This window comes from Massilia sp. YIM B02769, assembly GCF_030411995.1.
GTDB lineage: Bacteria > Pseudomonadota > Gammaproteobacteria > Burkholderiales > Burkholderiaceae_D > Telluria.
In genome coordinates, this window is the sequence record NZ_JASNRC010000005.1 from 268,634 (window position 1) to 287,256 (window position 18,623).

Consider the following 18,623-nt stretch of genomic DNA (forward strand, 5'->3'; position numbering starts at 1 on the left):
CCTGTCTCCTTGTTTTCTAGTTGGTTCGCTATGCGAAATTGTGTTTTGCATCTTGCAGCGAATTCAACGATAACCGATTTTCGGCGCGAATGTAAACGTCTTGCCGACACCGATTTCACGTCCAGAAAACCGCAAATCCGCGTGTCGAACGGGGATTTACCCTTCTGTCATAGGAACGTCAATATCCATCGTTTCGCTGTGCGAACGACCATTTCACAAAACTGTTGACACCCCGGTTTTTGATATGTGATCATCATTTCCAGACTCAGCCAAAGATGCTGGGCAACGGAGACAATGAGATGGAAGAAATCCAGTCATACACTGAGGAAGAAAACGCCAAGGACCGTCAGTTCGTGACTGCCCTGGCGCGCGGGCTCGAGATCCTGCGCTGCTTCCGTCCAGGCGAGGCTTACCTCAGCAACAGCGAGATGGCCAAGCGCACGGCGATGCCGAAGCCGACTATCTCCCGCCTGACCTATACGCTGACCAAGCTCGGCTACCTGAATTACTCGCCCGAACAGGGCCGCTACCAGCTCGGTGCCCCCGTACTGGCGCTCGGCTATACCCTGCTCGCCAACCTCGACGTGCGCAAACTGGCCCGCCCCGGCATGCAGGAACTGGCCGAATACGCCCAGTGCTCGGTGGCGATCGGCATTCGCGACCGCCTGCACATGGTGTACGTCGAGGCCTGCCGCGGCAGCGCCGCCGTCACCCTGCGCCGCGACGCCGGTTCGCGCATTCCGCTGGCGACCACCGCGATGGGCAAGGCCTATTTGTGCGGCCTGCCCCAGGCCGACCGAGACTTCTTGATGGACCACATCCGCCTGCACGCGGAAAACAACTGGCCGAAGATCAAGGCCGACATCGAACAAGGCTTCAAGGACTTCCAGGACCGCGGCTTCGTGCTGTCCTCGGGCTACTGGGACGCCAACATCAGCGCCGTTGGCGTGCCGCTGGTCGATCCCGACACGGCGAAATCGATGGCCTTCAACTGCGGCGGCCCGGCCTTCCTGCTGCCGCAGGAGAAGCTGATCGAGGATCTGGGCCCGCGCCTGGTCCAGCTGGTACGAAATGTAGAAATGAGCATGGGCCGCAACATCGGCTGATGGCGCGGTATTGCTAAATCACGCGCTGGCCCGTACACGGGTACGGCGCAAATCAACCCGGTCCCGGCAACGGGATCCGATTCATGGCAACAATCTGAATAGGTGGAGACAATGAGCAAGGCAAAAACAATCGCCCTCGCAGTATTCGCGGCACTGAGCGCAGGGTCGGCAAGCGCCGAGGAATTCCTGGTCGGCGTGCAGATCCCGTTGACCGGCCCACTGGCCCGCGTCGGCATGGGCACGCAGGAAGGCATCCGCGTTGCGGCGGAAGTCTTCAACAAGACCAACGGCAAGCACACCATCAAGCTGGTGACCGTCGACGACGAATCGGCGCCGGCCAAGGCAGTGGCAGCTGTCGAGAAGCTGGCCAGCCAGGGCGTGGTTGCCGTGACCGGCGGCTACGGCTCGAACAACATCTCGCCTGCGTCGGACGCGGCGAACAAGCTGGGCCTGGCCTACATCACCTCGGGCGGCGTCGACGACGGCCTGGTGAAAGCCGGCCGCAAGAACTTCTTCCGCATTAATAACACCGAGGGCTACCAGAAAGCCCTGGTCGGTTTGATCTCGGACCTGGGCGTGAAGTCGGTCTCGATCATCTACTCGACCAAGGATGCGACCCACGGCCTGGCCGCCGACGTCGAGAAGACCCTGGGCGCCAAGGGCATCAAGGTCGGCATGCACGCCTTCGACCCGGCGATCACCGACTTCAAGCCTATCCTGAACAAGGTCAAGCTGCGCGACAAGTCGGAATTCATCGCCATGGTCGGCTATGAAAACGAATACGTCGGCATCCTGCGCGCCGCCCGCGTGCTGAAGCCGAACGTCAAGGCGATCGCCGGCGTGTGGTCGCTAGCCACCCCGAAAATGGCGGCCGACTTCCCGGACCTGATGCCGAACGTGTACGGCACCGCCGTCCTGCCCTTCCCTGTCACCTTCACCTCGCCGGACGGCAAGGCATTCGGCGACGCCTACAAGAAGCTGCTGAACAAGGAGCCTGACTACCTGGGCCAGTTCGGCTACGTGCAATCGATGCTGCTGTTCGAAGCGATCGCACGCGCCGCCGACGCCGGCACCATCAAGAAGGGCGGCGTAATCGAAGAAATGCGCAAGACCGACAAGCAGACCCTGATCGGCCGCGTGCAGTTCGACGCCAACGGCGACAACAAGAACTTCACCCAGCGCATGGGCCAGCACCAGGGCAAGAAGGTCGAACTGGTGTGGCCGAAGGAATCGGCAACCGCCAAGCCTGTGTTCCCTGGCGTGCCTTGGTAATACGCTTCTCGCAGCCACCCCTCTATATATAGAGCGTTGGCTGCAACCGTGGTTTGAAGGACCGGGCAGGACCTCTCCTGCCCGCATGAATTCGATGGGAATGCAGAAATGACGGACTTGATCTTACAAGCCGTGTATTCCGGGCTGTTGCAGGGCGGGTCGTACGCCCTGATCGCACTTGGCCTGGCGCTGGTCTTCGGCGCCATGAAAGTGATCAACCTGGCACACGGCGAACTGGTACTGCTGGCGGCGTACATCGCCTACACGGTCGAATCGAAACTTGGCTGGAATCCGATCATGGCGATTCCGGCAGCGGTGATCATCGTGACGATCACCTCGGCACTACTCTATATGGTGGTCGGCAAGATCAAGACCAACCGCGAAATCAATTCGCTCACCCTGACCTATGGCGTCGGCGTGATCCTGACCAACCTCGTGCTGATGATCTGGAGCGCCGACGTGCGCGCCACCAGCTCGAGCTGGATGCAGGAAGCCTTCGTGGTTGGCGAGCTGTACTCGATGCGTTCCGAAGTGCTGTTCTTCGGCGTGAGCATCGTGCTGATCGTCGCCCTCTGGTGGTGGCTGTCGCGCTCCTGGTATGGCCGCGCCGTGCGCGCGGTCTCGAGCAACCGCGACGCAGCAAAACTCATGGGCATCAACCCGGGCAAGACCGAACTGGTGTCGTTCATCGTGGCCGGCATCCTGGCCGCCTTCGCCGGCGTTGCCCTGTTCTCGTACGGCGTCATCACCCCTGCCTACGGCGGCGTGCTGACCGTGAAAGCCTTCATCATCACCGTGCTGGCCGGTATCGGCTCGATCCCGGGTGTGCTGATCGGCGCGGTCCTGCTGGGCATTGCCGAGTCGCTGACCGTCACGCTCGCGAGCTCGGCGCTGCAAGAGTTGGCCGGCATGGGTCTGTTCCTGCTGGTGTTGTTCGTCATGCCGAACGGTCTGTTTGGTGCTGCCCGGAGGCGCGGATGAAAATCAATAAGTTACTCATTGCCGTCCTGCTGGCGGTATACATCCTGGTCCCGGTACTGCTGGGCGGCGACGCCTACGTGATGTCGCTGGTGATCGCTTCGCTCGTCATCGGCGGTATCGCCCTGTCCTGGGCCCTGCTCGGTAACCTGGGCGGCATGGTGAGCTTCGGCCACGCGGCCTTCTTCGGCGTGGGTGCCTATACCTCGGCGGTGCTGAGCATGCAGCATGGCCTGCCGATCTTCCTCGGCCTGCTGATGGGCGGCGTCGGCGCCGTGATCTCGGCGGTCCTGATGCTGCCGGTGCTGCGCCTGCGCGGCCCCTACTTTGCGCTCGCCATCCTGGCCTATGCCCACATCTTCCGCATCTTCGCCACCGAGTGGGAATCGGTCACGGGCGGTTCGGCCGGCATCGCCAGCATCCCGCAGCTGCCAACCGTGTTCGGGATCGACTTCTCGACCAAGATCGGCAACTACCTGGTGATCCTAACCATCGTGCTGGTATTCGCCTGGATCTACGACCGCATCCGCCGCAGCCCGCACGGCCTGGCCCTGCGCGCCATGCACGACAGCGAAGACGCAACCCGCGTGGTGGGCGTGAACAACACCCTGCTGAAAGCGCTGATGCTGCTGGTATCGGCCTTCATGTGCGGCGTGGTGGGCGCCTTCAACGCCCACTACATCAACTTCCTCGAGCCGGATTATGCCTTCAGCGCACTGTGGGTGACGATCCCGATCGTGGCGGCCATCTTCGGCGGCTACCGCACCATCACCGGCCCGCTGATCGGCGCCGTGGTGGTCTACCTGGTCGACCAGCTGTTCGTGAAGAACATCATGCCGACCGGCCACCAGCTGGTGCTCGGCCTGGTCCTGGTGGTGATGATCATCGCCAGCCCGGATGGCCTGCTTGGCCTGTTCCGCAAGTTCATGAGGAAAAAAGATGCTGCAGCTTGAAAACGTCACCGTCCGCTTCGGCGGCCTCACGGCGGTCAATGACGTGACCCTGTCGGTGGGTACCGGCGACGTCGTCGGCCTGGTCGGCGCCAACGGCGCCGGCAAGACCACCCTGTTCAATGCGATCTCGGGCCTGGTGCGCCCGACCACCGGCCGCATCGTCTTCAACGGCACCGACGTGCTGAAGGCGCCGATGTACCAGCGCGCCCGCATGGGCATCGGCCGCACCTTCCAGATTCCGCAGCCGATGCACGAGCTGACGGTGCGCCAGAACCTGGAAGTGTCGCAGCGCTTCGGCACCGGCAAGATCGACCAGAAACGCATCGACGAGATCCTGGCCTTTACCAACCTGAGCGCCAAGGCGGAGCGCGACGCCTCCACCGGCCTGGCGCTGACGGAACTGAAGGCGCTGGAAGTGGCCAAGGCGCTGTCGACCAATCCGAAGCTGCTGCTGCTGGACGAAGTGCTGGCCGGCCTGGAAACCAACGGCAAGCGCGCCTTCATGAACATGCTGAAGGACCTGCACCGCGAGTTCTCGGTGGGGATCGTCATCATCGAGCACGACATCGAGACCATCAGCAACCTGTGCGAACGCGTGGCGGTGCTGAACTTCGGCGGGCTGATCGCACAAGGCACGCCGGCCCAGGTGTTCAGCGATCCGGCTGTGATCAAGAGTTATACGGGAGGCTGAGATGCTGGAAGTTCAAAACGTACGCGCCGGCTACGGCGCCATCAACGTGCTGTGGGACCTGTCGCTCAGCATCGCCCCGGGCAAGCTGACCACCATCATCGGCCAGAACGGCGCCGGCAAGACCACCCTGCTGCGCGCCATCATGGGCCTGATCCCGGTCTCGCAGGGCACCATCACCCTGGACGGCAAGCCGTTGAACGGCACCCCGACCTGGGACATGAACCTGGTCTCGATGGCCATGATCCCGGAAGGCCGCATGGTCTTCCGCGACATGACGGTCGAGGAAAACCTGATGATGGGAGCGTTCGCGCCCCAGCACCGGGCAGGCGCCAACGCCAACCTGGAGAAATCGTTTGCCATGTTCCCGCGCCTGCGCGAGCGGCGCAAGCAGCTGGCCGGGTCCTTGTCCGGCGGCGAAGCGCAGATGCTGGCGATGGCGCGCGGCCTGATGAGCGACCCGAAGGTCCTGATCATCGACGAACCCTCGCTCGGCCTGGCGCCGGTGATGGTCAACGAGCTGTTCGAGATTCTGGGACGGCTGAAGCAGGATGGCCGCACCATCATCCTGGTGGAACAGAACACCCACCGCGCGGTGGGCGTGGCCGACCACGTGTACCTGATGCAGAGCGGGAAAGTGGTGCTGTCGCAGGCCGCGCCCGAGGTCAGCCTCGACCACCTGCACGATTTATATTTCGCCCGCTGATACGGAGTCCGCGACATGAGTCTGATTGAAGAATACGGTCCGCGCGAGTCGATGGAGTATGACGTGGTGATCGTCGGCGGCGGGCCTGCGGGCCTGTCGGCCGCGATTCGCTTGAAGCAGCTCGCAAGCGAGAAAGGCCAGGAAGTCTCGGTCTGCGTTCTGGAAAAAGGCGGGGAAATCGGTGCCCACATCCTGTCGGGTGCGGTGATGGACCCGATCGCGCTGAATGAACTCTTCCCGAACTGGAAAGAGCTGGGCGCGCCGCTACATACGCCGGTGACCGAAGACCAGGTGCTGTTCCTGACCGAGACCAAGTCATATCGCACGCCTGGTTTCATGGTGCCGAAGATGCTGACCAATCACGGCAACTACGTGATTTCGCTGGCCAACGTCACGCGCTGGCTGGGTCAGCAGGCCGAAGCGCTGGGCGTGGAGATCTTCCCTGGCTTCCCTGCCGCCGAGATCCTCTACAACGAGGATGGTTCGGTGAAGGGCGTCGCCACCGGCAACATGGGCGTCAAGCGCGACGGCGAGCCGGGTCCGGACTTCCAGCTCGGCATGGAGCTGCATGCGAAGTACACCTTCTTTGCAGAGGGTTCGCGCGGCCACCTGGGCAAGCAGCTGATGGCCAAGTATGAGCTGAACAAGGATGCCGATCCGCAGACTTACGGCATCGGGATCAAGGAACTGTGGGAGATCGACCCGGCGAAACACAAGCCGGGCCTGGTGATCCACACGGCCGGCTGGCCGCTTGACAGCGACACCTATGGCGGCTCCTTCCTGTACCACCTGGAGAACAACCAGGTGGCGGTGGGCTTCGTGGTGGGGCTGGCTTACCAGAACCCGTATTTGTCGCCGTACGAGGAGTTCCAGCGCTACAAAACGCATCCGGCGATCCGTGGGTACTTCGAGGGCGGCAAGCGCATCTCCTACGGTGCGCGGGCGATCACGGCGGGCGGGCTGCAGTCGCTGCCGAAGACCGTGTTCCCGGGCGGTTGCCTGATCGGCTGCGACGCCGGCTTCCTGAACACCAGCCGTATCAAGGGCAGCCACGGCGCCATCAAGACCGGCATGCTGGCGGCGGAATCGGCGTTTGCGGCATTGGGTGCGGGACGCCAGCACGACGAACTGGCCAGCTATCCGGAAGCGTTCAAGCAGTCCTGGCTGCATGAAGAGCTGCACGTGGCGCGCAACTTCAAACCGTGGATGAGCAAGGGCCTGTACATCGGCACCGTCATGACCGGCATCGACCAGATCGTCTTCAAGGGCAAGGCGCCCTGGACCCTGCGCCACAAGCACGCGGACCACGAGTGCCTGCGCCCTGCTTCCGAGTTCACGCCGATCGTGTACCCGAAGCCGGACGGGAAGCTCACCTTCGACAAGCTGTCGTCGGTGTTCATCTCGAACACGAACCACGCCGAAGACCAGCCGGTGCACCTGACGCTGAAGAACCCGTCCGTGCCGGTGCAGATCAACCTGGCCAAGTACGCCGGGCCGGAGGGGCGCTACTGCCCTGCCGGCGTCTACGAGTACGTAAAGACGGACGCGGGCGAGGACCGCCTGCAGATCAACGCCCAGAACTGCGTGCACTGCAAGACCTGCGACATCAAGGACCCGACCCAGAACATCGTCTGGGTGACGCCCGAAGGCGGCGGCGGGCCGAACTACCCGAACATGTAATTTTCATTTTTCGATAAAGAGATCATCATGACCAAAACGGCATTCCACTGGGACGACCCGCTGCTGCTCGACCAGCAACTGACCGACGAAGAGCGCATGGTGCGCGACGCGGCCGCCGCCTACTGCCAGGACAAGCTGCAGCCGCGCATCCTCGAGGCCTTCCGCCACGAGACCATGGATACCTCGATCTTCCGCGAGATGGGCGAATTGGGCCTGCTCGGCCCGACCATCCCGGAACAGTACGGCGGCCCCGGCCTGAACTACGTCGCCTACGGCCTGATCGCGCGCGAAGTCGAGCGCGTGGATTCGGGCTACCGCTCGATGATGAGCGTGCAGTCGTCGCTCGTCATGGTGCCGATCTACGAGTTCGGTAACGAAGCGACCAAGCAGAAGTACCTGCCGAAGCTGGCGACCGGCGAATGGATCGGTTGCTTCGGCCTGACGGAACCGAACCACGGTTCGGACCCGGGCTCGATGGTGACCCGTGCGCGCAAGGTAGACGGTGGCTATGCCCTCACCGGCTCGAAGATGTGGATCACGAACTCGCCGGTGGCGGACGTGTTCGTGGTCTGGGCCAAGGATGACGAAGGCGCGATCCGTGGCTTCGTGCTGGAAAAAGGCTGGGAAGGTTTGTCGGCGCCGGCGATCCACGGCAAGTTCGGCCTGCGTTCGTCGGTGACCGGCGAGATCGTGATGGACAATGTGTTCTGCCCTGAAGAGAACGCCTTCCCGGACGTGCGCGGCCTGAAAGGTCCGTTCACCTGCCTGAACTCGGCGCGCTACGGCATCGCCTGGGGTGCGCTCGGCGCGGCGGAAGCCTGCTGGCACACGGCGCGCCAGTACACCATGGACCGCAAGCAGTTCGGTAAACCGCTGGCGGCGAACCAGCTGGTGCAAAAGAAACTGGCCGACATGCAGACCGAGATCACGCTCGGCTTGCAAGGCTGCCTGCGCCTGGGCCGCATGAAAGACGAAGGTACCGCGGCGGTCGAGATCACCTCGATCATGAAACGCAATTCCTGCGGCAAGTCGCTGGACATCGCGCGTACCGCGCGCGACATGCTGGGAGGGAATGGCATCTCGGACGAGTTCGGAATCATTCGCCACATGGTGAACCTGGAAGTGGTGAATACCTACGAGGGTACGCACGATATCCACGCCCTGATCCTGGGACGTGCACAAACCGGTATTGCTGCGTTCTAAGCCCTGCCCTACTAAAAACGCCGGCTGCGACTTGTGTCGCGCCGGCGTTTTTTATTTGGGGCTTCAACTCAAACGACGGCGGTGACCCGCGCTGATGCTCCTGGTATGGCTATGGAGGCGATCGCATTCGCAGTCAATGCTAGGTCAACTTCTTGAACACGATATACGCAAGGTAGAGCGAGGTTTCGCGCCACAAGAAATTGCTCCAATAACGCCATGATTGGAAGCGACTCGACGTTGTGGGTGCCGGCTTTGCGTGCAATCCGATATCGGTCGCCATGCGCATGGCTCTGCGCATATGGAGCGGGTCGCTCACCAAGAGTACCGTGTCCAGCTTCGCCGCTGCCACCAATTTCTTTGCATTAGTCAGGTTTTGCCAGGTGCTGCGGGATTCGGTGTCGAGCAGGATGGCCTTGGCAGGGATGCCGTGGGCCAGTGCGAATTTGCGGCCTACCTCTGCCTCAGTCAGATATCCCGGTTTCGGTGTCCCACCCGTGAAGATGATCCAACGTACCCTTCCGGTCTGGTAGAGAATAAGTGCTTCGTTGAGACGCTCCCGGTACACAGGAGACGGCTGGTCGCCCCAAGCGGCAGCACCGAGTACCACTGCCGCATCGGCCGGTTCGTCGGAACGTTCATTTCCAAACTGCGCGACTCGCCAGGCGGCTGCGGCATAGCCCAGCACGACCAACACGAGTACCAGGAAAACGGGCTTGCCCAATACGAGCCATATTTTTGAAATCATTACTTCACTAATTCTAGGAGGCGCACCCCCGTTGTCTTTAAACGCGCCAGCTCCTGCGGAGGGCGTTTTCCCCGTGCAAAGACAACGTGTAACATGCACCCCGACGGAGCATCAGGGCCAGGGCCGCGCATGTCGTCATTGTAACAACGCATCGACCCGGCTGCTGAATGAACGATGGTTGCAAGTCCCCACCCTGCGGTTCAAGGTTTGGCTGAGAAGCACTCCGAACGTCTGTCGGCGGTTGCCATCCAAGGCGAGTTCAGCCAGCGCTCTTTATTCTTCGGTCTCGCGCGTCGGTGCTTTGCCACCTGGGCGGCAAGGACAAGGTTCGGCGTCTTTCGCGGCTGGGTCGTCTGGCATGGGCGAAGAGGCAGAGCGACTGAGAAGTAACTGTTTCGTTTCTTCGCCTCGTGCCGCGCGTATGGCGCCGCCCTTATGCGAATCGGCGGGCACGCCAGCGTCGAGCAACAAGCGAAGCGCGTCCAGATTCCCTGTCTTGGCACCTGCCAACAGCAAGACATAGCCGTTATCGACGGCAGCAGCCCAGCGCCGGTTGGTTTTGAGCCGGTATTCCAGCATGTCCCAATTGCCGGTAATGATGCTGTGTTCAATCATCCCTTTATCTACCGACTCGTCTGGTTCCAGCGACAGCACATAGCGCTCGCTGATTGGGCGCTGGCCCTTTTCCGTTTCCATCTTCGCCAACGCCGCGGCTTGCTCCGGTGTTAAGCGAACGAGTTCCGGATGTCCGTCCACCAAACGCTTGAGCGTCGGCATATCGCGTTCGTGCAGCGCGTCCAGCGCCTTGATCAGTACCGGCGTTGGAGCCAGCTTGACGATCCCTACATAGGCCACTGCGACCGGAATCCCGATGATGCAAGTCACCCCTTCGCAGGGCAATTTGTCGGCGCGCGCCGGGCCTGCCAATGCAAGCGCCAGAGACGACGCCATCAGACCGTGAACTGCCATCTTTTTTTCATAAGCACCGATAGTCCGAGTATTGCGGGTTGTCGAGCACAGCGAGCGCCAGTAGATGCGCCTGAATGTATCGTATGGACCCGCTGGCGTCCACTCGTCCCGCATGGCCGATCAGTTTCTTGGATCGCGTACTCGATTGCTGAAAAAACGTTTTGGACGTACGCTTTTGATGAGCCCGGCAAGATCGCCGACCTACCCATTTTTGCGCCGAATGAGACCATACTTTCACGTGTTGCTCGCCTGCCTGGCGATAAGTCCCCTTGCTTGCGAGGCAAGCGAAGACTACCTGAGCGCGCCTGACCGCATCGAATGGATTGGGGGCGCGCTATATGACGGCGTTTTCGGCGACGGCACCGGTTTCCAGATGGAGCTTGGCTATCCGTTCCCGCCCAATCGAGGCGGCGCGGCCGGCACCAAGTTTCATCCCTCTTACTGGTATCCAAAGTTTTACCAGGGTAGCCCGATTCCGCTGGGAGGCTTCGAATATGCGGGTAATCCGATGCCCTTGGTGCGAAGCGTTCCAGACAAGTGCTACCACCGCGACGAGGAATACTTTTCTATCAGCCTGGCCCCGGATATGGCCACGGGAAACGGGCACTGGAAATCGGTAAGTCTGAACAAGGAGCTGGACTTTTCCTTGCAACGGGAAGTGGTTTATAAAAGCATACTGGTACGGCGCCCGTTTCGCAATCGACTTACCGGCCACGAAGAGGCGGCAAACGCCTTCGAATATTCGGCAGTCTTTCCCGTGGTGGGCGAAGCCGAAGCCGATGCATGGATACGCGAACAGGCGCGCATTTGCGAACACGACCGGCAGTGTCTCAATCGCATTCGCATTACGTGGAAGTCCAGAACGCTGTTGTCGATCCATGCTGCCGTATCAGGCTACAACAGGGATGCCCCCAGCAGCGAAAGTTACGAGCTGACCCGCCATTATCAGCTCAAGGACGGGCATTTGTTGCCACTTGACTTCGCGTCCTTCATCAAGCCGGATCGGGTCTGCCGCGCCAGGATGTCGAAAGCAATCGTGGCCAGCCTGCGTGCGCGCAAGGCACCGTGGGCTGCCAAGGCAGGATTGAAAGACGGTCAGGAACCTGCGTTTACACCAACGCCCACCGGCATCGCGTTTCACTTCGATTGGTCGGAAGTAAAAGGTGATGCAGAAGGCGAGGCGTCGGCATTTGTCGCGCTCAAGCCGAATGACCCTTGCGTCCTGTTTTTGCCGGCGTACGACAAAGGCTGAACCCTGGGATCGAGGTGGTGCAAATCCGCACCGATTCGATCCATCCAGCAACAAATACCCGATACCGGTCAGAGGAGCAGGTTCCGTAGCGGCCGGTTGTTGCGCTATCATTGCGCCCTTTGTCCATACAAGCTGTCCACCCAAGGTAACAACGTGTTCGATGTCCTCACCCTCGACGTAGACGCCGCCATCAAGACCCTCGTGCTCACGCTCGACTTGGTCGGCACCTTCGTCTTCGCTCTCTCCGGCGCCACGGCCGGCGCGCGCCGCCGCCTCGATATCTTCGGCGTGCTAGTGCTTTCTTTCGTGGCCGCCAACTCGGGCGGTATCGTGCGCGACCTGCTGATCGGCGCCACGCCCCCTGCGGCAATCAGCGACTGGCGCTACCTGGCCGTCTCGCTGCTGGCCGGCGTAGTGATCTTCTTCTGGTACCCCATCATTAACCGCCTGCAAAGCCCGGTGCTGTTCTTCGATGCGGTCGGCCTGGCCCTGTTCTGCGTGGCCGGTTCGCAAAAGGCGCTGGTGTTCGGGCTGGAGCCGATGATGGCGGCACTATTGGGGATGCTGACCGGGATCGGCGGCGGCATCGCGCGCGACGTTCTGCTGTCGAACGTGCCAGGAGTCTTCAGGTCGGATATCTATGCGGTAGCAGCGCTGGCCGGCGCCAGCGTGGTGGTCATCGGCCACGTGCTGGGCTGGCCGACTACGATCACCGCTTGCGCCGGTGCGGCGCTGTGCCTGGGATTGCGCCTGGCGGCGATCCGCTACGGCTGGCATTTGCCGACGGCGCGCTGGCCGGAGAAGACCGAAGCGCACCGCGACGAAGAGCGTTAAAGCGTCGTCACGAAGTCCGCAGGCTGCGGCCGTTCGCGCGGCGGCCGTGGCTCGCTGGCCGTGCCGAACGCAACGAAGCAGATCGCCCGCTCGTGCGGCGCCAGGCGCAGCAAGTCGCGCATACCTTGCGAACCCATCGCCGCGCCGCTCGCCAGGCCACTGGAATAACCCGTAGCCTGCGCCGCAATCAGCATGTTCTGCACCGCGCAGCCAAGCGACACCAGCTTCTCGGCAGCCGGCACCTTGTTCGCTTCAGGCGCGTCCACCAGCACCGCCACCACCAGGCAAGGCGCATGAAAAGCCTTCTCACGCGCCCGCGCACGTACCGTCTCATCGCTGTCCGGATCGCGCTCGGCCAAGGCCTGCGCAAACACCTCACCTAGATCGGCACGCCGCGCCGATGGCACCACGATGAAGCGCCACGGCTGCAACTGCCCATGATCCGGCCCCTGCGCCGCCGCCTCAAAGATGCGTTCGAGCGACACCGCATCCGGCCCCGGTGCAATCAAACGCCGCGGCGGATAATTGCGCCGCCCCGCCAGCGCCGTCCACAACGCCTGGTCCACCGCCCTCACGCCCCGGCCTCGACATCGAGGCCGAGATGCTGCGGATGCGTATAGCAAACGAAGTCGCGCCCGCGCGCAAACGCGAGCAAGGTCATGCCGGCCCGCTCGGCCAGTTCGACAGCCGCCAGCGTCGGCGCCGACATCCCGACCAGCGCCGGCACCCCGGCCACGATGGCCTTCTGCGCCATCTCGAAACTGACCCGGCTAGTGATGAGGAAGAACCCGTCTTCTGGCGACGCTTTACCGCGCGCCATGGCCCCAATCACCTTGTCCAGCGCATTGTGGCGGCCGACATCTTCCCGCACGATACGCAACGAACCATCCATCCCGCACCAGGCCGCCGCATGCGCAGCGCCAGTCAAACGCGTTAGCTGCTGCTCAGCACCGATCAACCCCAAGGCCTTGCGCACCCCGGCAGCATGGAAACCGACCGCCGGCGCCAGCACGCGCTCGGGCCGCCGCACCTGCTCCAGGCTATCCACCCCGCACAAGCCGCAGCCCGTCCGCCCGGCCAACGTCCGCCGCCTTTCCTTCAACCCGACAAACGCCGAAGACGCGATCTCCAGCTGTACCGCAATCCCCTGCCCGCCCTGCTCCACCTCGATCCCATAGCAGGCAGCCGCGGAATCGATGATCCCTTCGCTCAGCGAAAACCCAAGTGCAAAGTCTTCCAGGTCGGCTGGCGTCGCCATCATCACCGCATGCGAAAGCCCGTTGTAAACCAGCGCCACCGGCACTTCGTCGACCACCATATCGGCGGTCTCGGCCAGTACGCCGCCACGCATGCGCAGCACCCCACGCGAGCGCGCAGTCGGCATGGAAACGTCCTCTTCCGAATCGATCAGATTTGTCATTTTTTTAACGCAACCGTATAAAATTGCGTTTCAAGCATTGTGGAAACTACGTATTTGAGCAGATTAGAGCATTTATTCGTCAATTTTAGCATTCGTTGCTGGAAGCCAAAGGTGTAAGCTTCGCCTCTCGTATTTCCTGTGAGAAGGATCTTTGATGAACCAGATGTCTCGCCGCCAGTTCCTGAAGGTTTCTGGCGCCACCATCGCGGGTTCGAGCCTGGCGCTGCTCGGCTTTGCTCCGGCTACGGCACTTGCCGAAGTCCGGCAGTACAAGCTCGCCCGCACCACCGAAACCCGTCAAACCTGCCCGTACTGCTCCGTCGGTTGCGGCATCCTGATGTACGGCCTTGGCGATGGCGCCAAGAACGCCGCCGCATCCATTATCCACATCGAGGGCGACCCCGACCACCCGGTCAACCGCGGCACCCTGTGCCCGAAGGGCGCTTCCCTGGTGGACTTCATCCACAGCCCGAGCCGCCTGCTCGAGCCGGAATACCGCAAGCCGGGCGGCACCGAATGGACCAAGATTTCCTGGGACCAGGCGCTGGACCGCATCGCCACGCTGATGAAGGAAGACCGCGACGCCAACTTCATCGAGAAGACGGCAGACGGCAAGGTCGTGAACCGCTGGCTGACCACCGGCATGCTGGCCGCTTCGGCCGGCAGCAACGAAACCGGATACATCACCCACAAGACCGTGCGGTCTTTGGGCATGCTGACATTCGATAACCAGGCGCGTGTTTGACACGGTCCGACGGTGGCAGGTCTTGCCCCGACGTTTGGCCGTGGAGCGATGACGAATCACTGGGTCGACATCAAGAATGCAGATGTCATCCTCGTCATGGGCGGCAATGCCGCTGAAGCACACCCTTGTGGTTTCAAATGGGTCACCGAAGCAAAGGCCCACAATAAAGCGAAGCTGGTCGTGGTCGACCCGCGCTTTACCCGTACCGCGTCCGTTGCAGACTATTACGTCGCGACGCGTACCGGCACGGACATCGTGTTCCTGGGCGCGATCGTCAACTATCTGCTGACGACCGACAAGATCCAGCATGAATACGTCCGCAATTACACGGACATGCCTTTCATCGTGCGCGAAGATTTCGCCTTCAATGACGGCATCTATTCCGGCTACGACGAAGCCGCCGGGAAATACACCGACAAATCGAGCTGGAACTACGAGATCGGCGAAGATGGTTACGCCAAGGTCGACCCGACCCTGAGCCACCCGCGCTGCGTGTACCAGCTGATGAAGAAACACTATTCCCGTTACACGACGGAGATGGTGGAAAAGATTTGCGGCGTCTCGCCTGCGCAGTTCCAGAAGGTTGCCGATGCCCTGGCGTCGACCGCCGTGCCTGGCCGCGCCGGTACCATTTTGTACGCACTGGGCTGGACCCACCACTCCACCGGCGCCCAGACCATTCGCCTCGGCGCCATGGTCCAGCTGCTGCTGGGTAACATGGGTATCGCCGGCGGCGGCATGAACGCGCTGCGCGGCCACTCGAACATCCAGGGCTTGACCGACCTCGGCCTGATGTCGAACCTGCTGCCGGGCTACATGACACTGCCGAACGAAGCCGAACAGGACTTCGACGCCTACATCAAGGCGCGTGCACCGCAGGCCCTGCGTCCTAACCAGCTCAGCTACTGGAGCAACTACAAGAAGTTCCACGTCTCCTTCATGAAGTCGTGGTGGGGCGATGCTGCGACCCAGGAAAACAACTTCGCCTTCGACTACCTGCCGAAGCTGGACAAGCCCTACGATCTGCTGCAAGCCATCGAGCTGATGAACCAGGGCAAGATGAACGGTTACATCTGCCAGGGCTTCAACGTGCTGGCATCGGCGCCGAACAAGGCCAAGGTGCAGGCCGGTCTGTCGAAGCTGAAGTTCCTGGTCGTGATGGACCCGCTGGAAACGGAAACGGCCGAGTTCTGGAAGTCGCATGGCGAATTCCACGACGTCGACCCGACGCAGATCCAGACCGAAGTGTTCCGCCTGCCGACCACCTGCTTCGCCGAAGAACGCGGCTCGCTGGTCTCGTCCTCGCGCGTGCTGCAGTGGCACTGGCAAGGCGCGGAGCCGCCGGGCAAGGCACGTTCGGACATCGAGATCATGTCGGAACTGTTCCTGCGCATGAAGGGCGCCTACCAGAAGGATGGCGGCAAGTTCCCGGATCCGATCCTGAACCTGACCTGGAACTACGCCCGTCCGCACAGCCCGACCCCGGAAGAACTCGCGATGGAGTTCAACGGCAAGGCGCTGGCCGACGTGTTCGACCCGAAAGACCCGACCAAGGTGTTGGCGAAAAAGGGCGAGCAGCTGGCAGGCTTCGCGCAACTGCGCGACGACGGTTCCACCGCCTCGGGCTGCTGGATCTTCGCGGGTTCGTGGACGCAAGCCGGTAACCAAATGGGCCGCCGCGACAACAGCGACCCGACCGGCATCGGCAATACGCTGAACTGGGCCTGGGCCTGGCCAGCGAACCGCCGCGTGCTGTACAACCGCGCGTCCTGCGATACGCAGGGCAAGCCGTTCGACCCGACCAGGAAACTGATCGGCTGGAACGGTGCGGCCTGGACCGGCGCCGACGTGCCCGACTTCAAGGTCGACGAGAACCCGGTGGGCGGCATGAACCCGTTCATCATGAATGCCGAAGGCGTGGCGCGCTTCTTCGCCCGCGGCATGATGAACGAGGGTCCCTTCCCCGAGCACTACGAGCCGTTCGAGAATCCGGTTGGCAAGAACCTGATGCACCCGAACAATGCCCGTGCGACCAGCAACCCTGGCGCGCGCGTGTTCCCGGAAGACCGCAAGCAGATGGGCACGGCGGCCGAGTTCCCGATCGTGGCGACCACCTATCGCCTGACCGAGCACTTCCACACCTGGACCAAGCATGCTCGCCTGAACGCGATCATCCAGCCGGAACAGTTCGTGGAAATCGGCGAAGCGCACGCCAAGACGATTGGCGTGGTGGCCGGCGACCATGTGAAAGTGACGTCGAAACGGGGCTCGATCATCGCGAAGTGCATCGTCACCAAGCGGATCAAGGCCCTGAAAATCGACGGCAAGGAAACCTTCACCATCGGTATCCCGATTCACTTTGGCTTCAAGGGACTGACCAAGCCTGGTTATTTGACCAACACCCTGACCCCAGTCGTGGGCGACGGTAACTCGCAGACACCGGAATTCAAATCGTTCCTGGTGAAAGTCGAGAAGGCTTGAGGACCGGAGAATAGATATGGCACTACAATCGTTGGACATCAAACGGGTCTCGGCCACCACCGTGACCCCGCCTACCGCGCGTTCGCCGGTGGGCGGCAGCGTCGCCAAGCTGATCGACGCCTCGAAATGCATCGGCTGCAAGGCTTGCCAGACCGCCTGCATGGAGTGGAACGACATCCGCGACGAAGTGGGCGTGAACTCGGGCATCTATGACAACCCGACCGACCTGACCCCGAAGTCGTGGACGGTGATGCGCTTCTCGGAGCACGAGAACGAAGACGGCAACCTCGAGTGGCTGATCCGCAAGGACGGCTGCATGCACTGCGAGGACCCGGGCTGCCTGAAGGCCTGCCCGTCGCCGGGCGCGATCGTGCAGTACGCGAACGGCATCGTCGACTTCCAGCAGGAAAACTGCATCGGCTGCGGCTACTGCGTGACGGGCTGCCCGTTCGACGTGCCGCGCATCTCGAAGCAGGACAACCGTGCATACAAATGCACGCTGTGCTCGGACCGTGTTGCCGTGGGCCAGGAACCGGCCTGCGTCAAGACCTGCCCTACCGGCGCCATCATGTTCGGCACCAAGGAAGAGATGAAGACGCACGCTGCCGAGCGTATCGAAGACCTGAAGGAACGCGGCTACCAGAACGCCGGCCTGTACGACCCGGCCGGCGTGGGCGGCACCCACGTGATGTACGTCCTGCATCACGCGAACAAGCCCTCGCTGTACCACGGCCTGCGCGACAATCCAAGCATCAGCCCGGCCGTCGCCATCTGGAAGGGCCTGGCCAAGCCGCTGGCGATGGCCGGCATGGCCGCCGCCGCACTCGCCGGCCTGTTCCACTACACCCGTGTCGGCCCGAACGAGGTGAGCAAGGAAGAGGAAGCCGAGGCGCTGGCGGAAGCCAAGCAGCTGCAGGGAGACAAGCATGAAGCATGAGCTCCGTGATAAAGATGGCAACCCGCTGATCGAGCGCTACAACGCCAACGAGCGCAGCAACCACTGGATCACGGCGATCTGCTTCGTGCTGGCCGGCTTGTCGGGCCTGGCCATGTTCCACCCGGTCATGGCCTGGTTGGCGCTGCTGTTCGGCGGCGGCCAGTGGACCCGCATCCTGCACCCGTTCTTCGGGCTGGTGATGTTCGTCGCCTTTGCCGTGCTGGTGGTGCGCTTCTGGCACCACAACCAGTTCGAACCGGGCGACAAGCAGTGGCTGCGCCAGATTCCGGACGTCCTGAACGGGAACGAGCACGCGCTGCCGAAGGTGGGCCGCTACAACGCCGGTCAGAAGATGCTGTTCTTCACGCTGATCGCCTGCATGGCCTTCCTGCTGCTGACCGGCATCGTCATCTGGCGCGCCTGGTTCTCGCACCTGTTCCCGATCGGCGTGATCCGCCTGTCGGCCCTGCTGCACGCGTTCTTTGCCTTCGTGATCATCGTCTCGATCATCGTGCACGTGTACGCCGGCATCTGGATCAAGGGCACGATGGGCGCCATGGTGCGCGGCACCGTGACCTATGGCTGGGTACGCAAGCACCATCCGCGCTGGTTCGAGCAGCTGATGCGCAACAAGGGCGGCCGCTAAGGCCTAGC

At 62.2% G+C, this 18,623-nt stretch carries 17 protein-coding genes; 13 read left to right on the forward strand and 4 right to left on the reverse strand.

Going from position 1 to position 18,623, the window contains the following annotated elements:
• Nucleotides 1-299: 299 nt before the first annotated feature.
• The 8 genes from QPK31_RS10270 (at nucleotide 300) to QPK31_RS10305 (ending at nucleotide 8,586) form a co-directional block, all read left to right on the forward strand.
• The gene (locus tag QPK31_RS10270; protein WP_229439697.1) at nucleotides 300-1,106 is read left to right on the forward strand and encodes an IclR family transcriptional regulator; all 807 of its coding nucleotides are present in this window, start codon (nucleotides 300-302) and stop codon (nucleotides 1,104-1,106) included.
• Between the two features lie 111 nt (nucleotides 1,107-1,217).
• Nucleotides 1,218-2,378: an ABC transporter substrate-binding protein gene (locus QPK31_RS10275; protein WP_290422838.1), complete on the forward strand. Its 1,161-nt coding sequence runs from the start codon at nucleotides 1,218-1,220 to the stop codon at nucleotides 2,376-2,378.
• A gap of 108 nt (nucleotides 2,379-2,486) precedes the next feature.
• The gene (locus QPK31_RS10280) at nucleotides 2,487-3,359 is read left to right on the forward strand and encodes a branched-chain amino acid ABC transporter permease (protein WP_290422839.1); all 873 of its coding nucleotides are present in this window, start codon (nucleotides 2,487-2,489) and stop codon (nucleotides 3,357-3,359) included.
• Nucleotides 3,356-4,309, forward strand: a complete 954-nt coding sequence (locus tag QPK31_RS10285; protein WP_290422840.1) for a branched-chain amino acid ABC transporter permease — start codon at nucleotides 3,356-3,358, stop codon at nucleotides 4,307-4,309. The genes QPK31_RS10280 and QPK31_RS10285 overlap by 4 nt, the downstream gene beginning before the upstream one ends.
• Nucleotides 4,296-5,000 carry an ABC transporter ATP-binding protein gene (locus QPK31_RS10290; RefSeq protein ID WP_290422841.1) on the forward strand — a complete coding sequence of 235 codons (705 nt, stop codon included), beginning with the start codon at nucleotides 4,296-4,298 and terminating at the stop codon, nucleotides 4,998-5,000. The genes QPK31_RS10285 and QPK31_RS10290 overlap by 14 nt, the downstream gene beginning before the upstream one ends.
• 1 nt (nucleotide 5,001) lies before the next feature.
• Nucleotides 5,002-5,703: an ABC transporter ATP-binding protein gene (locus tag QPK31_RS10295; protein ID WP_290422842.1), complete on the forward strand. Its 702-nt coding sequence runs from the start codon at nucleotides 5,002-5,004 to the stop codon at nucleotides 5,701-5,703.
• Between the two features lie 51 nt (nucleotides 5,704-5,754).
• The gene (locus QPK31_RS10300; protein ID WP_290422928.1) at nucleotides 5,755-7,383 is read left to right on the forward strand and encodes an electron transfer flavoprotein-ubiquinone oxidoreductase; all 1,629 of its coding nucleotides are present in this window, start codon (nucleotides 5,755-5,757) and stop codon (nucleotides 7,381-7,383) included.
• A 27-nt stretch (nucleotides 7,384-7,410) separates the two neighbouring features.
• A complete protein-coding gene (locus tag QPK31_RS10305) occupies nucleotides 7,411-8,586 on the forward strand; it encodes an acyl-CoA dehydrogenase (RefSeq protein WP_290422843.1) in 1,176 nt (391 codons plus the stop codon).
• A 139-nt stretch (nucleotides 8,587-8,725) separates the two neighbouring features.
• Here QPK31_RS10305 and QPK31_RS10310 read toward each other — a convergent pair whose 3' ends face one another.
• Both QPK31_RS10310 and QPK31_RS10315 read right to left on the reverse strand, forming a co-directional pair.
• Nucleotides 8,726-9,307 carry a YdcF family protein gene (locus QPK31_RS10310; RefSeq protein WP_290422844.1) on the reverse strand — a complete coding sequence of 194 codons (582 nt, stop codon included), beginning with the start codon at nucleotides 9,305-9,307 and terminating at the stop codon, nucleotides 8,726-8,728.
• A gap of 297 nt (nucleotides 9,308-9,604) precedes the next feature.
• Entirely contained in the window at nucleotides 9,605-10,300 is a 696-nt protein-coding gene (locus QPK31_RS10315) for a hypothetical protein (protein ID WP_290422845.1), read from the reverse strand.
• Nucleotides 10,301-10,445: 145 nt separating this feature from the next.
• On the opposite strand from QPK31_RS10315, the gene QPK31_RS10320 reads away from it, so the two are divergent.
• Together QPK31_RS10320 and QPK31_RS10325 are read left to right on the forward strand one after the other, a co-directional pair.
• On the forward strand, nucleotides 10,446-11,552 hold the full coding sequence (locus QPK31_RS10320) for a hypothetical protein (RefSeq protein ID WP_290422846.1): 1,107 nt from the start codon (nucleotides 10,446-10,448) through the stop codon (nucleotides 11,550-11,552).
• A 153-nt stretch (nucleotides 11,553-11,705) separates the two neighbouring features.
• Nucleotides 11,706-12,386, forward strand: coding sequence for a trimeric intracellular cation channel family protein (locus tag QPK31_RS10325; protein ID WP_290422847.1), 681 nt, complete (start codon nucleotides 11,706-11,708; stop codon nucleotides 12,384-12,386).
• Here the strand turns inward: QPK31_RS10325 and QPK31_RS10330 are convergent.
• Together QPK31_RS10330 and fdhD are read right to left on the reverse strand one after the other, a co-directional pair.
• A complete protein-coding gene (locus tag QPK31_RS10330) occupies nucleotides 12,383-12,961 on the reverse strand; it encodes a nitroreductase (RefSeq protein WP_290422848.1) in 579 nt (192 codons plus the stop codon). The genes QPK31_RS10325 and QPK31_RS10330 overlap by 4 nt on opposite strands.
• The gene (fdhD, locus tag QPK31_RS10335; RefSeq protein WP_290422849.1) at nucleotides 12,958-13,806 is read right to left on the reverse strand and encodes a formate dehydrogenase accessory sulfurtransferase FdhD; all 849 of its coding nucleotides are present in this window, start codon (nucleotides 13,804-13,806) and stop codon (nucleotides 12,958-12,960) included. The genes QPK31_RS10330 and fdhD overlap by 4 nt, the downstream gene beginning before the upstream one ends.
• A 154-nt stretch (nucleotides 13,807-13,960) precedes the next feature.
• Here fdhD and fdnG point away from each other — a divergent pair, with 154 nt between their 5' ends.
• The 3 genes from fdnG to QPK31_RS10350 are packed head-to-tail and all read left to right on the forward strand — an operon-like array spanning nucleotide 13,961 to nucleotide 18,615.
• Nucleotides 13,961-17,032, forward strand: coding sequence for a formate dehydrogenase-N subunit alpha (fdnG, locus tag QPK31_RS10340; protein ID WP_290422850.1), 3,072 nt, complete (start codon nucleotides 13,961-13,963; stop codon nucleotides 17,030-17,032).
• A gap of 16 nt (nucleotides 17,033-17,048) precedes the next feature.
• Entirely contained in the window at nucleotides 17,049-17,969 is a 921-nt protein-coding gene (gene fdxH, locus QPK31_RS10345; RefSeq protein ID WP_290422851.1) for a formate dehydrogenase subunit beta, read from the forward strand.
• Nucleotides 17,959-18,615 carry a formate dehydrogenase subunit gamma gene (locus QPK31_RS10350; RefSeq protein ID WP_290422852.1) on the forward strand — a complete coding sequence of 219 codons (657 nt, stop codon included), beginning with the start codon at nucleotides 17,959-17,961 and terminating at the stop codon, nucleotides 18,613-18,615. The genes fdxH and QPK31_RS10350 overlap by 11 nt, the downstream gene beginning before the upstream one ends.
• Nucleotides 18,616-18,623 lie beyond the last annotated feature (8 nt).

Bases quoted from the DNA above. Each gene is read 5' to 3' on its own strand.
- QPK31_RS10270 (WP_229439697.1), top strand. From the start codon at position 300: ATGGAAGAAATCCAGTCATACACTGAGGAAGAAAACGCCAAGGACCGT.
- QPK31_RS10275 (WP_290422838.1), top strand. From the start codon at position 1,218: ATGAGCAAGGCAAAAACAATCGCCCTCGCAGTATTCGCGGCACTGAGC.
- QPK31_RS10280 (WP_290422839.1), top strand. From the start codon at position 2,487: ATGACGGACTTGATCTTACAAGCCGTGTATTCCGGGCTGTTGCAGGGC.
- QPK31_RS10285 (WP_290422840.1), top strand. From the start codon at position 3,356: ATGAAAATCAATAAGTTACTCATTGCCGTCCTGCTGGCGGTATACATC.
- QPK31_RS10290 (WP_290422841.1), top strand. From the start codon at position 4,296: ATGCTGCAGCTTGAAAACGTCACCGTCCGCTTCGGCGGCCTCACGGCG.
- QPK31_RS10295 (WP_290422842.1), top strand. From the start codon at position 5,002: ATGCTGGAAGTTCAAAACGTACGCGCCGGCTACGGCGCCATCAACGTG.
- QPK31_RS10300 (WP_290422928.1), top strand. From the start codon at position 5,755: ATGGAGTATGACGTGGTGATCGTCGGCGGCGGGCCTGCGGGCCTGTCG.
- QPK31_RS10305 (WP_290422843.1), top strand. From the start codon at position 7,411: ATGACCAAAACGGCATTCCACTGGGACGACCCGCTGCTGCTCGACCAG.
- QPK31_RS10315 (WP_290422845.1), bottom strand. From the start codon at position 10,300: ATGGCAGTTCACGGTCTGATGGCGTCGTCTCTGGCGCTTGCATTGGCA.
- fdhD (WP_290422849.1), bottom strand. From the start codon at position 13,806: ATGACAAATCTGATCGATTCGGAAGAGGACGTTTCCATGCCGACTGCG.
- fdxH (WP_290422851.1), top strand. From the start codon at position 17,049: ATGGCACTACAATCGTTGGACATCAAACGGGTCTCGGCCACCACCGTG.
- QPK31_RS10350 (WP_290422852.1), top strand. From the start codon at position 17,959: ATGAAGCATGAGCTCCGTGATAAAGATGGCAACCCGCTGATCGAGCGC.